This window comes from Anaerocolumna xylanovorans DSM 12503 (assembly GCF_900143645.1).
Taxonomy (GTDB): domain Bacteria; phylum Bacillota; class Clostridia; order Lachnospirales; family Lachnospiraceae; genus Anaerocolumna; species Anaerocolumna xylanovorans.
In genome coordinates, this window is sequence record NZ_FRFD01000014.1 from 120,812 (window position 1) to 138,033 (window position 17,222).

At 35.5% G+C, this 17,222-nt stretch carries 17 protein-coding genes and 1 tRNA gene; 10 read left to right on the forward strand and 8 right to left on the reverse strand.

The annotated features are described in order from the left end of the window. The first annotated feature begins 1 nt into the window (after nt 1). From BUF11_RS21180 to BUF11_RS21220, 9 genes are all read left to right on the forward strand, one after another. Complete coding sequence (locus tag BUF11_RS21180) at nt 2-1,426, forward strand: DUF5048 domain-containing protein (protein ID WP_073590877.1); 1,425 nt, start codon at nt 2-4, stop codon at nt 1,424-1,426. Between the two features lie 23 nt (nt 1,427-1,449). Continuing rightward, on the forward strand, nt 1,450-3,204 hold the full coding sequence (locus BUF11_RS21185; protein WP_073590878.1) for a right-handed parallel beta-helix repeat-containing protein: 1,755 nt from the start codon (nt 1,450-1,452) through the stop codon (nt 3,202-3,204). Between the two features lie 62 nt (nt 3,205-3,266). Beyond that, entirely contained in the window at nt 3,267-3,989 is a 723-nt protein-coding gene (locus BUF11_RS21190) for a hypothetical protein (RefSeq protein ID WP_073590879.1), read from the forward strand. Between the two features lies 1 nt (nt 3,990). After that, nucleotides 3,991-4,488, forward strand: a complete 498-nt coding sequence (locus BUF11_RS21195) for a hypothetical protein (RefSeq protein ID WP_073590880.1) — start codon at nt 3,991-3,993, stop codon at nt 4,486-4,488. Nucleotides 4,489-4,497: 9 nt separating this feature from the next. Beyond that, nucleotides 4,498-5,418 carry a glycine-rich domain-containing protein gene (locus BUF11_RS21200; RefSeq protein ID WP_073590881.1) on the forward strand — a complete coding sequence of 307 codons (921 nt, stop codon included), beginning with the start codon at nt 4,498-4,500 and terminating at the stop codon, nt 5,416-5,418. A 23-nt stretch (nt 5,419-5,441) separates the two neighbouring features. Then, nucleotides 5,442-6,128 carry a hypothetical protein gene (locus BUF11_RS21205; RefSeq protein ID WP_073590882.1) on the forward strand — a complete coding sequence of 229 codons (687 nt, stop codon included), beginning with the start codon at nt 5,442-5,444 and terminating at the stop codon, nt 6,126-6,128. A 247-nt stretch (nt 6,129-6,375) separates the two neighbouring features. After that, complete coding sequence (locus tag BUF11_RS21210) at nt 6,376-6,864, forward strand: hypothetical protein (protein WP_073590883.1); 489 nt, start codon at nt 6,376-6,378, stop codon at nt 6,862-6,864. 108 nt (nt 6,865-6,972) lie between these two features. After that, nucleotides 6,973-7,299, forward strand: coding sequence for a hypothetical protein (locus tag BUF11_RS21215; RefSeq protein WP_073590884.1), 327 nt, complete (start codon nt 6,973-6,975; stop codon nt 7,297-7,299). Nucleotides 7,300-7,390: 91 nt separating this feature from the next. Then, entirely contained in the window at nt 7,391-8,236 is an 846-nt protein-coding gene (locus BUF11_RS21220) for an N-acetylmuramoyl-L-alanine amidase (protein WP_073590885.1), read from the forward strand. Between the two features lie 313 nt (nt 8,237-8,549). Here BUF11_RS21220 and metA read toward each other — a convergent pair whose 3' ends face one another. The 4 genes from metA to BUF11_RS21240 all read right to left on the reverse strand — a co-directional run bounded on the left by metA (nt 8,550) and on the right by BUF11_RS21240 (nt 13,572). Further along, complete coding sequence (metA, locus tag BUF11_RS21225) at nt 8,550-9,455, reverse strand: homoserine O-acetyltransferase MetA (protein ID WP_073590886.1); 906 nt, start codon at nt 9,453-9,455, stop codon at nt 8,550-8,552. 55 nt (nt 9,456-9,510) lie between these two features. After that, entirely contained in the window at nt 9,511-11,484 is a 1,974-nt protein-coding gene (gene ligA, locus BUF11_RS21230; protein ID WP_073590887.1) for an NAD-dependent DNA ligase LigA, read from the reverse strand. A 31-nt stretch (nt 11,485-11,515) separates the two neighbouring features. Next, entirely contained in the window at nt 11,516-12,517 is a 1,002-nt protein-coding gene (rluF, locus tag BUF11_RS21235) for a 23S rRNA pseudouridine(2604) synthase RluF (RefSeq protein WP_073590888.1), read from the reverse strand. 266 nt (nt 12,518-12,783) lie between these two features. After that, on the reverse strand, nt 12,784-13,572 hold the full coding sequence (locus BUF11_RS21240) for a hypothetical protein (protein WP_073590889.1): 789 nt from the start codon (nt 13,570-13,572) through the stop codon (nt 12,784-12,786). Between the two features lie 216 nt (nt 13,573-13,788). Here BUF11_RS21240 and BUF11_RS21245 point away from each other — a divergent pair. Next, nucleotides 13,789-13,861 (forward strand) — tRNA-Arg (locus tag BUF11_RS21245). A 28-nt stretch (nt 13,862-13,889) separates the two neighbouring features. Here BUF11_RS21245 and BUF11_RS21250 read toward each other — a convergent pair. From BUF11_RS21250 to BUF11_RS21265, 4 genes are all read right to left on the reverse strand, one after another. After that, nucleotides 13,890-14,459, reverse strand: a complete 570-nt coding sequence (locus BUF11_RS21250; RefSeq protein ID WP_073590890.1) for a thymidine kinase — start codon at nt 14,457-14,459, stop codon at nt 13,890-13,892. A gap of 238 nt (nt 14,460-14,697) precedes the next feature. Next, entirely contained in the window at nt 14,698-15,408 is a 711-nt protein-coding gene (locus BUF11_RS21255; RefSeq protein ID WP_073590891.1) for a DUF421 domain-containing protein, read from the reverse strand. Nucleotides 15,409-15,582: 174 nt separating this feature from the next. Further along, nucleotides 15,583-16,212, reverse strand: coding sequence for a DUF5688 family protein (locus tag BUF11_RS21260; RefSeq protein ID WP_073590892.1), 630 nt, complete (start codon nt 16,210-16,212; stop codon nt 15,583-15,585). Nucleotides 16,213-16,447: 235 nt separating this feature from the next. After that, a complete protein-coding gene (locus BUF11_RS21265; protein ID WP_073590893.1) occupies nt 16,448-17,176 on the reverse strand; it encodes a lysoplasmalogenase family protein in 729 nt (242 codons plus the stop codon). Nucleotides 17,177-17,222 lie beyond the last annotated feature (46 nt).

Consider the following 17,222-nt stretch of genomic DNA (forward strand, 5'->3'; position numbering starts at 1 on the left):
TATGTCAAATTATATTATAAAACAACAAGATATAGATATTCTTCGCCAATCAAATAAACAAATATTTTCGAAAATAGAATTACTGAATCATAATTTTAAAATTATAGATTCAATTGAGGGTAATTTAATTAGCGATTCTTTTTCGATAGATTCAAATTCTACCATTAGGCGCACTTATAACTGCGAGATTTATTTAAGCGATAAATCTTTAGTAGTTGGTGCAAATAAAAAAATATGGATTGACAAATTTATTAGACCGTATATAGGAATTATTCATCAGCGTTCAAATGAAATAGTTTGGTATTTAATGGGTACCTTTACTTTCAATGACAACACCTACTCTTTTGATTCTACATCGCGTAATTTATCTATGAAATGCGATGATTTGATGTGCACATTAAATGGAGATAGAGGTGGAGGAATGGAAGGATTAAACATTAAAATTGATGCAAACGCTTATATCCGAGATGTTTTAGTATCATTAATGAAAGATGCCGGTATGGCCAAATATCGTATCGAAGATATAGGTAAGACAATTCCACATGATTTAAAATATGAAACCGGAACTACATATTACCAAATATTAAAAGATATTGTCGAGTTATATGCTGGATATCAAATGTATTTTGATGTAGAAGGTGTTTTTGTAATAGAAAAAATACCGACATTAAAAAGTGATGGTGTTATCTTAGATGAAAATATAATTAATCCTTTGATTATATCTGAACAGACTAATAACTCCTTTAATAATGTATATAACGTTACACAAGTCTGGGGTTCTACAATTGATACAGATTATTATAGCCAAAGTTCATCTTCTATTGATGGGACAGCTTATACTGCTATCGTTGATAAAGTAATAGATCAATTAGATAATTTCAAGAAATATAGTGTAAAAATTTGTATAACTAATAAAGATAATCCCACCATAAACTTGAATAATTTAGGAGCAAAAAAAATTGTAAATGATAATGGGGAAGGCATTCCTAAAGGAAGATTATTCCCAAATACTGACTATGTTTTTAAATATAGGAAAGCAACGGATGATTTTTTATTATTAGGACAGTATCAAGCATATGGAGAATTTAAACAAACAGCATCTGATTGCATATTTTCAACTACAAATTTGAAATATGAAATTAAGCAAGTTTTATCATTCGATAATCTAGAATCTGATGATTTATGTCAACAACGAGCAGAATATGAAACATGGTTATCTACAAGAATGCAGGATTCAACAGCACTAAATATGGTCTGTATCCCATTTTTAGATGTAAATTCAAAAATATCATATACTTCATTTATAACGGAGATGACCGGTGATTATATAATTAAATCAATTAGCGGTTCTAATAGTGATTTTACGATGAATCTTACGATGATTACATTTAGTGAATTATATCCAGATATAGTTGGTAATACATAATTAAATAGAAAGGAGTGAAGATATTGGAGACAAGTATAATTAAACTGAAAAAAGGCACTACTTTTGAATGGAAAAATTCTACTAAGATTTTATCTGTGAATGAATGTGGAATAGAAGAAACCAGCGATGGTAAACTCTTACTGAAATTAGGAGATGGATTAAATAAATTCGACTCACTTCCATTTGTGCAAGATCCATATCGTAATGTGAAAGTAGTTGGTTTTGATAAAAAAATAGCTGATTATATTTGTGATGGAATAAGAGATGATGCAGAGTTGCAAAAGGCTATTGATGATTTAGACATTGCTAAAGGCGGAAGTATTTATGTAATGGCCGGTGAATATCACTATTCAAAAGCAGTGCGATTAAAATCAAATATTAAAATTGAGTTTAATAAAAATGCAAAAATCAAAATGGACGATCAAATTTTATCTATTATTACTTCTGATGTAAATGTAGGTAATACCACTGTTTCTATATCACCTAATGATATAAATAAGTTTCAAATCGGAATGGAAATAGGATTCATTCCAGACAACGTATTAGGCTATCGTGCAGGAGAAGATGCGTGTGTGATTACTGATATTAAAGATAATATAATAACATTTTCAATTTCTGCAACAAAACATCATTTAGAAAATGTCACGAAAATAGTTTCTCTTAATAGTTGCTTGGTTGCAGTAGATACAGTAACTACTACCCTTCATGATATTGAAATTATTGGTGGAAATTTTGATGGTAACAGAATAAATAATCCTATATGGGTTAGGGATATGCATCAGAATGGGATTATAACCGGCGGAGTACATAATCTTAAAATTAAAGATGTAAAGATACATAGTTTTAATTTTCAAAATATACATGTCAGCGGAACAATATTAAATGGTAATAATATAGGAACTGTAATTGAAAATTGTATTAGCTACGATAGTTCTGCATCCGGAATTACTTTAGATACTATACCAGAGGAAGTATGCATTATTAATTGTATCAGTTACGGTAACGGAAATTCCGGATTACAGTTGGTAGATGTAGATAAATGTACCATAATAGGCGGCTATTATAATGACAATTCATTTTGTGGAATTCGTTCAGCCCATGATGATATTCCCGTCACAGAAAACAAATTTATCGGGGTAACTGCTGTAAGAAATGGTCGCGGATTTGGCATTAGAAACAATTCCGGAACGATAATAAGTGGATGCAGTACTAAAGATAATAAGGAAGCTGGAATTTATCTAGAGGAAGACTGTATTGGGGTTCAAATATCTAGCTGCTTACTCGAATCAGAAGCTGTCGGAATCAAGGAATTAGAAATCGGAACATCTAAAAATGTTATATTTAATCCAATTTTTATTAATTGTATTACCAATTATTCTTTATCAAACGCTGGATTATTAGGAATTACCGATGGAATGTTTAATAGCAATAAAGTCGGAAAATTTAATAGAATAATATCCGATTCTATAAATAATCAATTTCAATTTGCAGAAAATGGAAGGACCAAATGGCATGCAGAATCAGTTGGCGGAATATTTAATCTTGTTGAATCTGGTGTATTAGAAAGACTTATAATCGCAGGAAACGAAACCAATTTACAGTCTAATTTCAAAACAAGAAAATTTGGATGCAATGGCAAAGAGAGTCAAGGCAGTGTTACTGTTAATCCTGAATTACCAACAAATATCACAACTGTTGATGCAGATACTTTGAATAGAACTAATGCTTTATTAAACCAGATTAGATCTACCCTTATCAATTGTGGGATATGTTCTTAATTATAAAATAATAATTACCAATCAATTCAAAGTCTTATTAATTAGAAAGGAGGAATTAACATATGTCAGTTTTATATCCAGAGTTGACAAACACAAAATTCCCAGATGAAATAGATACAATAAATAATTTTGTAGATATAACCCTTAGTACTCTCCCACTCGCAAAACGATATTATGAAAAATATAATTCAGGAGATATGGAAGGTGCTAAGCAAATATTAGCAGATAATCCAGATTTAAAATATTCGTATATTGGTGCTGCTACATTAAATCCAATTGTAGATTCAATTAAAGCACTTGAACTTTTTTATACACAAGATGTTCAAGAATATTTAGTTAATATAGTACAGCATAAAGGTGCTTTTTCTGCAAGTGCAAAATATAAGAAATATAATACCGTTAGTTATGTACATAATTCTGCTTTAGAAACATTTATGTGCATATCAAACAATACTCCTATCGGTATTATACCAACTGATACCTCTTACTGGGTTCCTTTAACTATGAGGGGTGAAAAGGGTGAGGCTGGTATTGGTCTAACAGCTTATGGTGATTGGAATTCAATTACTACATATCCCAAAGATGCGCTGGTTGCTTATAACAATGCATTATGGGGTGCAAAAGTTTCAAATACAGCCATAACTCCTTCAGTTGATACTATAGCTACATGGTATAAGGTAATAGATTTTTCATCTGATTATGCCGCATACATAGATAAAACAACAGGGGTTCGAAGAAAATTAGTGGTAGATAACAATAGAATTTTTTTAGAAGAGGTGATGTGAAATGGCAATTGGAGATAGAATTGAAATAGCATTGAAGTCTGATATACCAACTCAATTACCAGCTAATGGTGGTATAGCTGAAACAATTAGTACTACTCTTCCTATTACTAAAGGTGGAACTGGAGCTACAACAGCTGGAGGGGCACTAGTAAATTTAGGAGCTTGCCCAAGAGTTTCAAGGGCAAACTGGGTTGGTAATAGTGATACGATGGTAGTCGGAGAAATAGCCTGGAGAAATTACGGCAACAGCCATACTATATTTGATGCTTCCAGCTCTACTACACCTAGCGGTACAGCATGTAATCCTTCAAACTCAACCAATGCCTGGGCACTAGGCTATCCAACTTTAATGGGATTTAATGGAACCTCTACTCATGGCGTTAGGGTAGATAGTGCCAGAGTTGCGGACAGTGCCAGTAATATGAGTTTTGGAACCAATGATTTAGCTCCTGGTGTATCTGCATTATCTCATGGTTCATTTTACTTTATGTATGAATAGGAGGTATTTATGGCAAAAGGAATGTATGTCGGAGTAAATGGTGTTGCAAGAAAAGTTAAAAAGATGTATGTCGGTGTGAATAGTGTTGCAAGAAAAGTTAAAAAAGTTTATGTGGGAGTTAATGGAGTTGCAAGACTTGCATGGCAAGGAACTGTACCAGCTGGACAAGTTACCTTTACATCTTCTCAGTTATGGACAGTACCAGAGGGTGTTAGTAAAATTGATATTTTTTGTGTTGGTGGAGGCGGAGGTTCTTTGTCTACAGGTGGCTCTAAATATACTGCAATCACTGGTGCTGGAAGTGGATATACATCAACTGTTAAAAATATAAACGTTGTACCAGGTCAACAAATTCCTATAACTGTGGGCGCTGGTGGAACAGTAATAGAAACTAGTTCTTCTCCTAGCTATGGAAATGCAGGTGGTCAGAGCGTTTTTGGTTCATATTGCCATGCAAATGGAGGAGAGGGTGCCATGAATAATTCTAGCTATAACCACCCTATGTGTTTCTACCGTACCGATTCTAGTTCTTTACCCCCAAATCCAGACAAACCAAATAATTCAAATGGTGGTTCTGGAGGTGGCGGTGTAGGACTGGCATATTATTATGATAATGGCGAAACATATGTACCTATAACAATGTCCGGAGGAGTAGATGGAGCTATATCAGCTGCTTTTGGTTCTTATGCAAACAATACATATTTATACTGGTGGGGACATGGGCAAGGATATACAACTAAAGCTTTCGGAGAAGCTCAAAATACGCTATATTCCACTGGCGGTAGTGCAAATGCATCAACACCTCAAACTCCAAATACAGGCAATGGTGGAAATGGAGGACTTTCATATATCTGGACAGTAAATCCTGTTTATGGTACATCAGGTCAATCAGGTATAGTAATAGTCCGTTGGGCAGAACAAGAACAATAGAATAGAAAGGAAAAATAATATAGATGTGGTGTAATCAAATATTTAGCTTAATTAAAGATAAAGAAATACAAAATATAATTGTTTGTGATAATTATGAGGTCGCAAGTCAAATAGCACGATTCCAATATGGAGATGACGCTATTGCTATAGATACAACGCAATATCCATTAGGTGTAGGTTGTAAATACATAGATGGGTTATTTTACGAAGAAGATGGTGTTGCTATTATTAATAGAACTCTTACCGCGGATGAAGAAGCTGCTATTGCAAAAAAGAAGGTCGAAGCACTTGATGCCCAAATTAATCCTCAAATTAATTTTGATACATGTACTTTAGATGAATGTAAATTATGGCAGATTTCTTTAAGTAAAAAGAATCTTGAATTGTACTTAGCTGAACATCCTATTACTTCTAAGTGTCATGGTGGAGCAGAAAAACAGTATACAATCACAAAAGATAAACAAACACTACTTACACAAGAAATTATGGTAGCCCAATTAGCAGCACAGCCAGAAATAGAATATCGATCTAGTTGGAATGCAACTGGGGAAGAGTGCACCTATGATTGGACAATCACTGAATTGCAGCAACTTGCAACTGAAATGGCAATTGTTATAAAGCCTCTTATTAGTAAGCAGCAAAATATGGAAATTTCCATAAATTCCAAACAAACCAAAGAAGATATATTAACAGTTGACATTACATTTTAAAAATCTTGAATACTTTTTCTAGACTATTTGGAATTTTTATTTATTTAGGTGATACTGTCTCCCGCTCTCTGATAGAAATTATTTTAGATGATTTCCATCAGAGAGGTTCTTATAGATAAAGGCTAAGCTTGAGTGAATATTAATAAATAATTCCATAAGCTCCAATAATGGCTTAAATATTATACCTCTCATCTTATTTATTTCCAATTTAGAATGAAATTAATTAGAAAGGGGAACGTGATGTGATATGGAATGGTTATATAAGAATGCAGGACTTATTATAATTATATGTATTGCTTTAATTAACATTGGGGGATGGATTTGGTCTAATTTTAATAAGCTTTATAAAATCAAAAAAGACAACGAAAAATTCCATGAGACTGTGGTAAATCATACAAATCAAATAGATGATATGTCATTGATGCATAGAAAAGACTATGGGAAGTTAGATATCAAACTTGATACTATATCTTCTACACTCTCTCATTTTATAGAAGAAACAAAGAAAGATAATCAAGTTGCTTTACGAGATAAAGTATATGAAACATATAAACTAACTCTTCAAAAAGGCTATATACTGGAAAAAGATGCAAAAAATTATCATTATGCTCTGGAACGTTACAAGGCCAACCAAGGGAATAGTTATGTTTGCGAGGAAATTGAACCACGAATGAAAGATTTCAAAGTGTTCAACACCGATGAAGAGGCTGTTGATTATTTTGGGAAAGTAAAATGAAATTCTAACTAATAAAAAAAATTAAGGAATTCGAAGCAATCAAGAAATGAATAAGGTTACTATCATTGAGCCAACTACAGGCTCTTTTTTATTATAAGGAGATATCTTATGGATATTACATTATTTTTAATATTATTTACAGTTTGTGAGGTATTGACTCCACTTGTTGTAGAGGGGATCAAAGCTGAATTTAAAGGAATTGGAAAGTCATATAATGCCACCCTTATTGCATTAATTGTTTCTATTGTAGTTAGCGGGCTGTGCGGGATATTCGCATATATGGCAAAAGGAATTGATTTTACTGTTGTCAACGTATTTTATATTGGATTCCTTATGGCAGCTAATTGGCTTGGCTCAACATTGGGATATGATAAGATTAAGCAAACTTTGACAAATATAAAAAGTATAGATGCTACTGACGTAACCAAAGAATGATTTTAGCTTTTTATATTGTGTTTCAGCTTTGAGAGTGGTGAACTTTAACAACTTACTGCTCTCATTTCCCATGCCTAGAAAGGATAATTTCATGTTACCTATAATAAAATACTTAACTAAAACTAATTATACGGCAATGTCAAGCAGAAAAATTGAATACATAGTAATACATTATGTGGGAGCAGTTTCTTCTGCGAAAAATAATGCTATCTATTATAATTCTGTAAATAGAAATGCTTCCGCCCATTATTTCGTAGATGATACCGCAATTTATCAGGTTGTTGAAAATAAAGATAAGGCCTGGCACTGCGGCGGAGGCCTCCAGGGCACTGGGGGGCATAAATTCTATCAGCTATGCACAAATTCTAATAGTATAGGGATTGAAATGTGTTTAGATAAACCCATGCATATATCAGATATTACTATTAAAAATGTTACAGGACTCGTCCAATATCTAATGAAAAAATACAATATTCCGGAATCAAAGGTCATCAGGCACTATGATGTAACCGGAAAACTATGTCCAGCCATGTATGTAGATGAAACAAAGTGGATGGCGTTGAAGAAAATCTTAATAGGAACAAAGGAAGCCGCTTCCGCTATAGTTCCTGCTGTTTTCAATAATTCCGGTTGGTTAAAGCGATTACAGAAAACGATTGGAGCCAAACAGACCGGAATAGCTGATGAACAGACATTAAAAAAGACTCCTACTGTTAAGCGTGGTGATAATAGTGAGGTCGTTAAACTTATACAAGAGAAGCTCAAGGAAATAGGATTTAATCCTAATGGTGTTGATGGAGATTATGCAAATGAACCATATCATGGTATGTATAATGCTGTAATCAACTTTCAAAAATTTAAAGTAGGATTATTAAATCCAGATGGAGAATTTACTTCCGGCAAAAATTCCTGGAAGGTATTATTAGGGATTAAATAATTTTCCTTTTCATTCAAAATTAAACCCAAATTCTTGTTACTATTTCTCTTCTTTATGAAAAAATAATCCTCTTGAAATGATTAAGATTAAAAGTTATATATCATTTTTTGTCCCCTAAGACCGGTTAGCTTGCACCATGCCGGACACACAACGCAAAAATGCCCGGCTGAATAAAGTCAGTCGGGCATTTTTGCGTTGTTAATTTTAAAAGATGAAATATATTTTGGTGAGTAGAGCCTTTTTAAGAGCAAAAATTCAATGAAGCTTGGTTTATAAATCATAAAGAGTTACTCTGATTATTACCAAGTACACCTTATAGTTCATAGGGCGTTACCTGGTACACGTAATAATTGAGCCAGTTTGTATACAAGGCATTGGCATGTGCCCTCCAGGTAAGTTCCGGCCTTACATAGGTAAGTTCGTCCGGATAATAATTTCCCGGCAATTCTATTTCAAGGCCCTTATCTACATCCCTCTTATATTCCTTATCCAGGGTAAGCCTGTCATATTCGGGATGACCTGTAACAAATATCTGCTTACCGTTATCAGCTATTACAATGAAAGCCCCTGCTTCCTGGGACTTTGCAAGGATTGTAAGTTCCGGCTTCTTTAATATTTCCTCGGTAGATACGGTTGTGTATCTGGAATGAGGTGCATAAAAGACATCATCAAATCCTCTGACTAACGGTATCTTGCGGTTTAATACATGGTGCTTGTAGACACCGAATAATTTTTTCTCCAGATTTACCTTGGGGATACCATAATGATAGTAAAGCCCTGCCTGGGCTCCCCAGCATATATGGAAGGTGGAAGTTACATTGGCCTTTGACCAATCCATGATAGTCTTTAATTCTTCCCAGTATGTAACCTCCTCGAATTCCATCTGCTCTACCGGTGCTCCTGTGATAATCAAACCGTCGAATTTCAGATGCTTCACTTCGTCAAAATTAAGATAGAACTGGTCCAGATGATTGGAGGCGGTGTTCTTTCCAACATAGGAGGCTGTTGTCAGCAGAGTAATATCAACCTGTAAAGGAGTATTGGATAAGCTGCGCAGAAGCTGTACCTCTGTATCCTCCTTTAACGGCATGAGATTTAAAATGGCTATACGAAGCGGACGGATGTCCTGATGAATAGCCCTGGCTTTATCCATAATAAATATATTTTCATCTTCCAGCACACGTTTTGCCGGTAATTCACTTTGTACCTTTATTGGCATACTAACCTCTTTTCTAAGTATCCAATCTTTGATTGGATACTCGTTAATAGAATTATTACTCTCCCTGTTTCACCATTTTAAGTAACTCATCCTCTGTGATTATCTGTATCCCAAGCTCTTTTGCCTTCTTATTTTTGGAAGAAGAAGAGAGATTATCATTGTTTATCAGATAATCGGTTTTGGCTGTCACCGATCCGGTTACCTTGGCCCCCATTTCTTCTAAAAGCTCCTTTAAGGCATTCCTGTTTTCAAACTGCTCCAAAGAACCGGTAATTACAAAGGTTTTTCCCATCAGGGCGGAAGGAACTGTTTCTGTTTCTTTTTCCTGTATCTCAAGGGTTATTTCTTTCAGTAATTCTGCAATCATCTTTTGATTGCTTTCTTTCTTCATGAAATCCACAAAAGCCGTTGCTATAACATCACCGACACCGTTTATTCCGGTAAGCCTTTCTGCTTCTGCTGTCTGAATGAGAGTAAAATCACTCTGGTATTCACGGCAGATCAGCTTTGCTGTGGACAGACCGATTCCCGGTATTCCAAGGCTGTAAAGAAATCTCGCTGCTGTGGTATTTCTTGCCTTGTTTACAGAAGCTATGAGATTTTGATAGGACTTCTCCCCAAAACCCTCCATTTCTGTTATGATGTCCTTATATTCTTCCAAATGAAAGAGACCGGATACCTCATGAATGATACCCTTGCTTAAGAACTTTTCGATAGTAGCTTCTGAAAGCCCTTCGATATTCATAGCATCCCTGCCTACAAAATGGGTAAGGGATTTGATTTTTTTTGCAAGACATTCTTCATTTGTACAGACAAGTACCTTTACATCGTTTTCTTCTTTTATCTTTGTCTCCTGGCCGCATACGGGACATTTGTCCGGTATCATAATATTACCGCTTTGTGTTACGTTCTCTGCCACCTGTGGAATTATCATATTAGCCTTGTATACTTTGATGGTGTCACCGATACCAAGCTTAAGTCCTTCCATTATGCTGATATTATGAAGACTGGCACGGCTTACTGTCGTACCTTCCAGTTCAACCGGCTCAAAGACCGCTATTGGGTTAATAAGCCCTGTTCTGGAAGCACTCCACTCAATCTCCCTTAATTCCGTTTCCTTTATTTCATCCTTCCATTTAAAAGCAATGGAGTCTCTCGGAAACTTTGCTGTTGAGCCTAAGGAGACTCCATAGGCAATATCATCATAGGTTAGAACAAGTCCGTCCGAGGGCACATCCAAAGACGGAATCCTGGCTGCAAACCAGGCAACCGTATCCTCAAGGCTCTCCCTGGTTACTGTCTTACTTTCCACCGTATCAAAGCCTATACCCTGGAGCCACTGAAGCTGTTTTTCTCTGGAATTCTGAAAGTCGTCCACATTATCCGCTTTTACCAAAGTAAAGGCATAGTAATTTACATTTCGCTTTGCCGTTATCTCATTATTTAACTGTCTTACGCTGCCGCTGCACAGGTTTCTGGGATTTTTGTACTTTGCTTCTGTCTCCGGGATTTCTTCATTCATTTTTTCAAAATCAGAGTAACGGATTACCGCCTCTCCTCTTAATACAAGTTCACCGGTATAGGGGATTGTATGAGGCAGATTCTTAAATACTTTTGCGTTATTGGTAACAAGTTCCCCAATCTCACCATTTCCTCGTGTTACTGCCTGAAAAAGCTTTCCTTCCCGATAGGTTAATACAATAGTCAGCCCGTCCATTTTCCAGGAAAGCAATCCCTTTTGGTTATCAAGCCAGTCCTTAAGATTTTCTGTTTCCTTGGTCTTATCAAGGGATAACATTGGTGATTCATGCCTCATCTTTGGCAGTTCGCTTAGTACTTCATATCCTACTTTTATTGTAGGACTTCCGGTTAATACTGTTTTTGTTTCCTGTTCCAGCATGAGCAGTTCGTTATAGAGCTTATCGTATTCATAATTGCTTATTATTTCACGATCTTCCTGCTCATATGCTCTCCCTGCTTCATTCAACAGTTTAACAAGCTCTTTTTGCCTCTCCAGTTTCTCCTTCATATCCCTTTTTGATACCCTTCCTGTCTATAGTTTACTTTTTTCTGCCGCTGCCCCGCATCTTTCCCTTGGCAGCAGTATTCTCTTTATGACTGAATGTTCTTTTGGTATTAGCATCCTTTTTGATATTAACGTCCCTTTTGGTACTAACACCTTTTTTGGTATTAATATCTTTTTTAGTATTAATATCTTTTTTAGTATTAATATCTTTTTTAGTATTAATATTCTTGGGGGCCGGTCTGTTCTCTGTATATTTCTCATCTATAATTACTTCATTTACAGAGTCTTTGATAGCTTCTGTGAGACCAGCAATTTCCCTCTCCGTTACATTCCGGTATCCGCCTATCTGCAAATGCCCAAGCTGGATATTCATAATACGGATCCTTTTTAGTGTCAGAACCTTGTATCCTAAGTGTTCACACATTCTCCTGATTTGGCGGTTAAGTCCCTGGGTAAGGATTATCTGAAAGGTATATTTATCCAATGCTTTTATATTACAGGGTCTTGTAACCGTGTCAAGAATCGGAACACCTTCTGCCATTTTCTTTAAAAAGTCTGCCGTAATAGGCTTATCTATGGTAACTATATATTCCTTTTCATGATAATTGCCTGCCCGCAGAATTTTATTCACAATACTGCCGTCATTTGTCAGCAAAATTAATCCTTCGGAGTCTTTATCCAGTCTTCCGATGGGATATATTCTTTTATCAAACTTCAGGAAATCTATGATATTGTCCTTTTCCCGCCTGTCAGTGGTACAGACGATTCCTCTGGGTTTATTAAGCGCAATAAAGACAAGTCGGTTTTCTCTTTTAACGGGCAGCCCGTTTAAGAGTACGGTCTGTCCTTCTGTTACCTTCATACCAAGCTCCGCCGGCACTCCATCTACCGATACCTGCCCTTTTTCTATAAGCTTGTCAGCTTCCCTTCTGGAGCAGGCTCCCGAATCACTTAAATAACGGTTCAGCCTTATACCTTCTTCTCCTGTTGCTGGCGTTTCATCTATCTGTAATAATTTTTTCGTTCTCTTTGCCATAACGGCTCCTATCTGATACTTGTATTATTATACAAATACGTCTCAATTATTATAAGCTGATACCCATGCATATCACAATCTTGCTTACGATATTGCATAAATAATGGGTGTGAAAAATACAATGCGTTTTTCAGGCTATATTTCTTTATTATAACAGTCCATGGAAAAAAGTACAAGCATCTTGGGGGAAAGAAACAGCGAAGCTCCGGAAAATGCATCGCATTATCCGAGAACTTCGCTGCAATAATAGCAGATATTAATTTTTATTATTCGTTTGCAGAAACATTCTTCGCAGAATCTTCCAGCTTTGTATAAAACTCTGACAGAGAAGCATCCGTCTTAAGCGCAGTCTTAAACTTATCATTTACAGAAAAGATTAGTTCCTCAACATCAGAAGACGCACGAAGCTTTGTAAGAAATCCTTCCGTCTTTTCATCAATCTTGCCAAGATAAATATATAACTTTCCGTCATTGTTGGTCTTTACATAGTATTCATTCATGCCCGGTGCAGGAGTATCTATACTGGATAATTTGAGGTCATAATATACATAGACCACATAAGAGCCATCTTCCGGTCCCTTTTTCGTATAGCAGTCTATATTCTCATACTTATCAATGTATTTTGTCTTTCTGTTAATATCTTTTATATCCAAAAGCTCTGTGTTATCTACTATATCCTCAAATTTTTCAATCTTTCCGCTTAACTTTGCATTCAAATATTTCGTAATAAGTGCATTAATTTCTTCGTTTTCATTTTTTTGTAAAGGGTTACTTTCTACTGAAAACAAATTATCCCCATTTGCTGTATCTGAAGCAGGGGTTGGAGTCAGAGCATCTGTATTGAATATGGATGCTGAAGCCACAGCTGCTTTCGGAGTAGCATCATCGGAGGCATTACCGCTTTCTTCTGTGTCAGAAGCATTTAAGATTTTCGCCTGTCTTTCTACCGCAGTAGATTTGTTTTGTTCTTCTCTGGTGATGGAAAATGTAACCATTCCAATTCCCATAGTACAAACAGTAACCATTGCAATTATCTTTTTATATCTAAGTTTCATTGTTATCTCCTTTAAACTGTTCCAATCAATAATACATAGCAACTATAATATATGATAACAGACATTAGGAGATTTTGCAATACATTAATTTTATTTTCTGTAACATATTTAATAATTCCGTAACAATTTATGGCACATTATGGCATTTTTCCTATTTTTCGAAAAATTTAAAAAATTGCTTGCCCAAATACAAAATTTATTGTAGAATGTGTTTATGCATCTATAGCTCAGTGGATAGAGCAGAAGCTTCCGAAGCTTCGTGTCGGGGGTTCGAGTCCCTTTAGGTGCATTTTTTGTTGCCTTTTTTTATGATTCTCTCATTCATTACCGGAAACTTTTAACTTCTCAAAACACTCCTTGCACAGTGCCCGGTATTTCTCATTTCCGCCAATATCTATCTGCTCCCCTTTTGTCATTACTCTTCCGTTTTGATCAAACCTGGCATTAATTGTAGCTTTCTTTCCGCATTTACATACCGTTTTAATTTCCTGGATACTTTCAGAGAGCTCAACCAGTCTTTTGCTTCCGGGAAAAAGATGCTGGGTAAAATCGATTAACAGCCCAAAGCACATAACCGGCACCTTAAAGGATATCTGATACAATTCATTTACCTGTTCTTCACTTAAAAACTGTGCCTCGTCCACCATAACTACATCCGTTTTATCTATATCAAAGCAAGAATAAACAGAGCTGGAATCATCAAGGGTAATGCAGTCACTTTGAATACCCACTCTGGATCTTATAATGGATTCTCCGTCTCTGTCATCTACCTTTGGCTTTATTAATAAGACCCTGAACCCCTGCTCCTCATAATTATGCTTAATCATTAACAAATTGGCTGATTTGCTGCTGTTCATACAGCCGTATTTAAAATATAATTTAGACATTCTTCCTCCGCCTGTTCTTAAAAGATTACTTATGTACCTTAAGTCATAAACAATTATATCCGCTGCGGTATAATAATGCAAGCAAGAGCTGATACCGGTTTAAGGCAGCCACAGAGAATATTCCCTAAGACAGATGATGGTTTTAGCTTATATTTTCTGTGTTTTCCTTCTGGAATCACACCATGGACCTTTCTAAAAATATAAGTTAAAACCATCTGTATTTTGTAAATATGGTATTTTACTGAAACATATCATTTTTTGATACACTCTGAACCTTTACGTAAAGATTTAACTGGTTATTGCTGCTGTCACAGGTTGCAAGCATTACTTCTTTTATATCCTTGATTCCCTGGGCATGCATCTGCTTCTCCAGCCAGGCTTCGTTTTTCCCTGCCCACTTTAGATTATCCTGTAAAATCTTGCCGTCAATAATGACATTTGCCATAGGAAAACTCTGGGTCGGATTCAGGTTCATATCTTCCGGCGTAACGGGCCTGTTTTTTACCATGGGAAGGATACTTAACTTTCCGTTGGATTCCAATACTGCCGTATGCACTTCACTTAAATCAAAGTAGCCGCATACCCTGCACATAGAAAGGAATTCATCAACATCTATTTTGGCTTTCAGCATATTTTTTTCATATATCTTCCCATCTTGATACAGAATGAGAGAATGTCCTTCAAAAAACCTTCGTAATTTAATAGATTTACAGGTGAGAAGTGATATTATAATGCAAACTGCAGCATAGATGACCATAGCAAGAAGCGGCCTTCTATAGTCATCCTCCAGCGAAGTAGCCATTTCTGCAGCAATAGATCCGATGGTTATGCTTATTATATAATCAAACATACTAAGCTCTGACATTTCACGATCGCCCATAAGCTTGGTTAATATAAACAGAACTACAAGCGACCCCATTGATAAGAATGCAATTTTCAAAAATTCCATAGCTTTATTCCTCCTTGGGATTAAATTCACCTAATAGGATGTACAAATGCATTGAAATTATGAAAATATATTTTGAATAATGTTTTCTCTTTCACACTAACACCCATGCATATCGCAGGTCCTCCTGCGATACTGCTTAAATAGAAATGTGAAAAATATTTTTTATTTTTCACACTATGCCACAGTAATTCTTTTTTCTTCTTTGCAATAATAATAAATGCTGTCAGATAAATAGTCCTCTTCTGCTACCTGAGTCATATTGACCTCTTTTACCATTCTGGCCAGCTCTTCTTTCTCAAAAAGACCCGTATCCTTTATTGCTATAATTTCATGGATACTGCTTGGCAGTATATAGAAGTTTCCATTCAGCTTTTCTGCTAAAAGTTTTATAGGCTCCTTGTATAACAGGCAGCTTGCTCCATTTATTCCTATGGTATTGGAGATGACATACATAGAATGTCCCTCCTGAAAAGCAGCTTCTGTTGTCAAAGCTCTTATTTCCTCTTCCATGCTGTTTATCTTAACAGGAAATATTCTGGGTGTATTCTCTACTGCCTGTTCCATAACTGTCTTTAAGTTAACTTTCCATCGCTTTAAATGCCTGTTGGTTATGGGAATAGAACTGATATACTCACTGCTGTTTTGAATCATGTAATAAAAGGTTACTGCAAGATCCAAAAAGGGCAGATAGGGTATTTGGGATAACGTTCTTTTATTTTTCTCATAGTTTATAATTCTGTAGAATATATTTTCTTTTATTTCCCCATAATTCTTATCAATTATTTTATAAAACTTATCCTGCATATGCGTCTCCTTTATTTTAGTATTTTCTTTTGGAACAGCTTTGGGGAATACACCAGATAGAATAGAAAATGAATACAGCTTAGATTAACCGGAATGATATTGACAAATACTTTTGAACAAAAAACAGAGCAGCCATTAAGTTCATGTATAAATTATCATACAGGTATAATAACAGATTATACCAAATTTTTCAACAAAAACCCTTAAGAAAGATAAACAAAATCTCTTTTATATTTTATACATTTTGTCTAATTTTACCACTCACTGCAATGAACACCTGTGCCGGAAGGTAAAACATCCACATCGCAATTTCTGCAAAATCATATAACTTCCGAAAGACTGTATTTCCAACAGAAACAAATCCGCTCATATTATAGATTCCGACATTGATATCGCAAAAGAGGAACAAAATCATGCCCACCGCAAATACAAGGTTTTTTCTGTCCGGGCAGTATACTGCATTTTTTACGGCGGTAATGACATTATGCAAAATAGACAGGAAATAAAAAACAGCTATAGTCAATAACAGGTCAACCGGTACCTTAAGCTTATAGAGCATAAACAATACAAATGCCCACAATAGGACATTGGTAAGAAGACAGCCAAATATTCCTCTTTTTCCTCTGCTATTCTCCTTTCCCAAAAGCTGCAGACGTATCAAATAAAGTATCTGTACCACACAAAAGGTAAACATTCCAAAGGTAAAATCCTCTGTAAATAAAAGAAAGTAATCCGATATCCCCGTGAAAAGCAACGCACCGGCAAGAAGATAATTATCCGTTTTTCTATATTGGGTGGCACATGCCAAAACAAAAACATTGCACAAAAGGATGGATACAAACTTTAATACAGTTACCGTGCCTGACTTTGGATACCCGCAGATATCCCCTGTCATAAATATCAAATAAAGAAGCAGTTCGGCTGCTATAAAGCTTGGAACTCCTCTTCTGCTTTTAATAGACATAAACCCTGCCTCCTTCCTGCTGCCTTTAAATTATCAGAGTAATTAT

Excerpts from the sequence above, each read along its gene's own strand:
- BUF11_RS21180 (WP_073590877.1), top strand. The coding sequence starts at position 2 with ATGTCAAATTATATTATAAAACAACAAGATATAGATATTCTTCGCCAA.
- BUF11_RS21190 (WP_073590879.1), top strand. The coding sequence starts at position 3,267 with ATGTCAGTTTTATATCCAGAGTTGACAAACACAAAATTCCCAGATGAA.
- BUF11_RS21195 (WP_073590880.1), top strand. The coding sequence starts at position 3,991 with ATGGCAATTGGAGATAGAATTGAAATAGCATTGAAGTCTGATATACCA.
- BUF11_RS21200 (WP_073590881.1), top strand. The coding sequence starts at position 4,498 with ATGGCAAAAGGAATGTATGTCGGAGTAAATGGTGTTGCAAGAAAAGTT.
- BUF11_RS21205 (WP_073590882.1), top strand. The coding sequence starts at position 5,442 with ATGTGGTGTAATCAAATATTTAGCTTAATTAAAGATAAAGAAATACAA.
- BUF11_RS21210 (WP_073590883.1), top strand. The coding sequence starts at position 6,376 with ATGGAATGGTTATATAAGAATGCAGGACTTATTATAATTATATGTATT.
- BUF11_RS21215 (WP_073590884.1), top strand. The coding sequence starts at position 6,973 with ATGGATATTACATTATTTTTAATATTATTTACAGTTTGTGAGGTATTG.
- BUF11_RS21220 (WP_073590885.1), top strand. The coding sequence starts at position 7,391 with ATGTTACCTATAATAAAATACTTAACTAAAACTAATTATACGGCAATG.
- metA (WP_073590886.1), bottom strand. The coding sequence starts at position 9,455 with ATGCCAATAAAGGTACAAAGTGAATTACCGGCAAAACGTGTGCTGGAA.
- ligA (WP_073590887.1), bottom strand. The coding sequence starts at position 11,484 with ATGAAGGAGAAACTGGAGAGGCAAAAAGAGCTTGTTAAACTGTTGAAT.
- rluF (WP_073590888.1), bottom strand. The coding sequence starts at position 12,517 with ATGGCAAAGAGAACGAAAAAATTATTACAGATAGATGAAACGCCAGCA.
- BUF11_RS21240 (WP_073590889.1), bottom strand. The coding sequence starts at position 13,572 with ATGAAACTTAGATATAAAAAGATAATTGCAATGGTTACTGTTTGTACT.
- BUF11_RS21250 (WP_073590890.1), bottom strand. The coding sequence starts at position 14,459 with ATGTCTAAATTATATTTTAAATACGGCTGTATGAACAGCAGCAAATCA.
- BUF11_RS21255 (WP_073590891.1), bottom strand. The coding sequence starts at position 15,408 with ATGGAATTTTTGAAAATTGCATTCTTATCAATGGGGTCGCTTGTAGTT.
- BUF11_RS21260 (WP_073590892.1), bottom strand. The coding sequence starts at position 16,212 with ATGCAGGATAAGTTTTATAAAATAATTGATAAGAATTATGGGGAAATA.
- BUF11_RS21265 (WP_073590893.1), bottom strand. The coding sequence starts at position 17,176 with ATGTCTATTAAAAGCAGAAGAGGAGTTCCAAGCTTTATAGCAGCCGAA.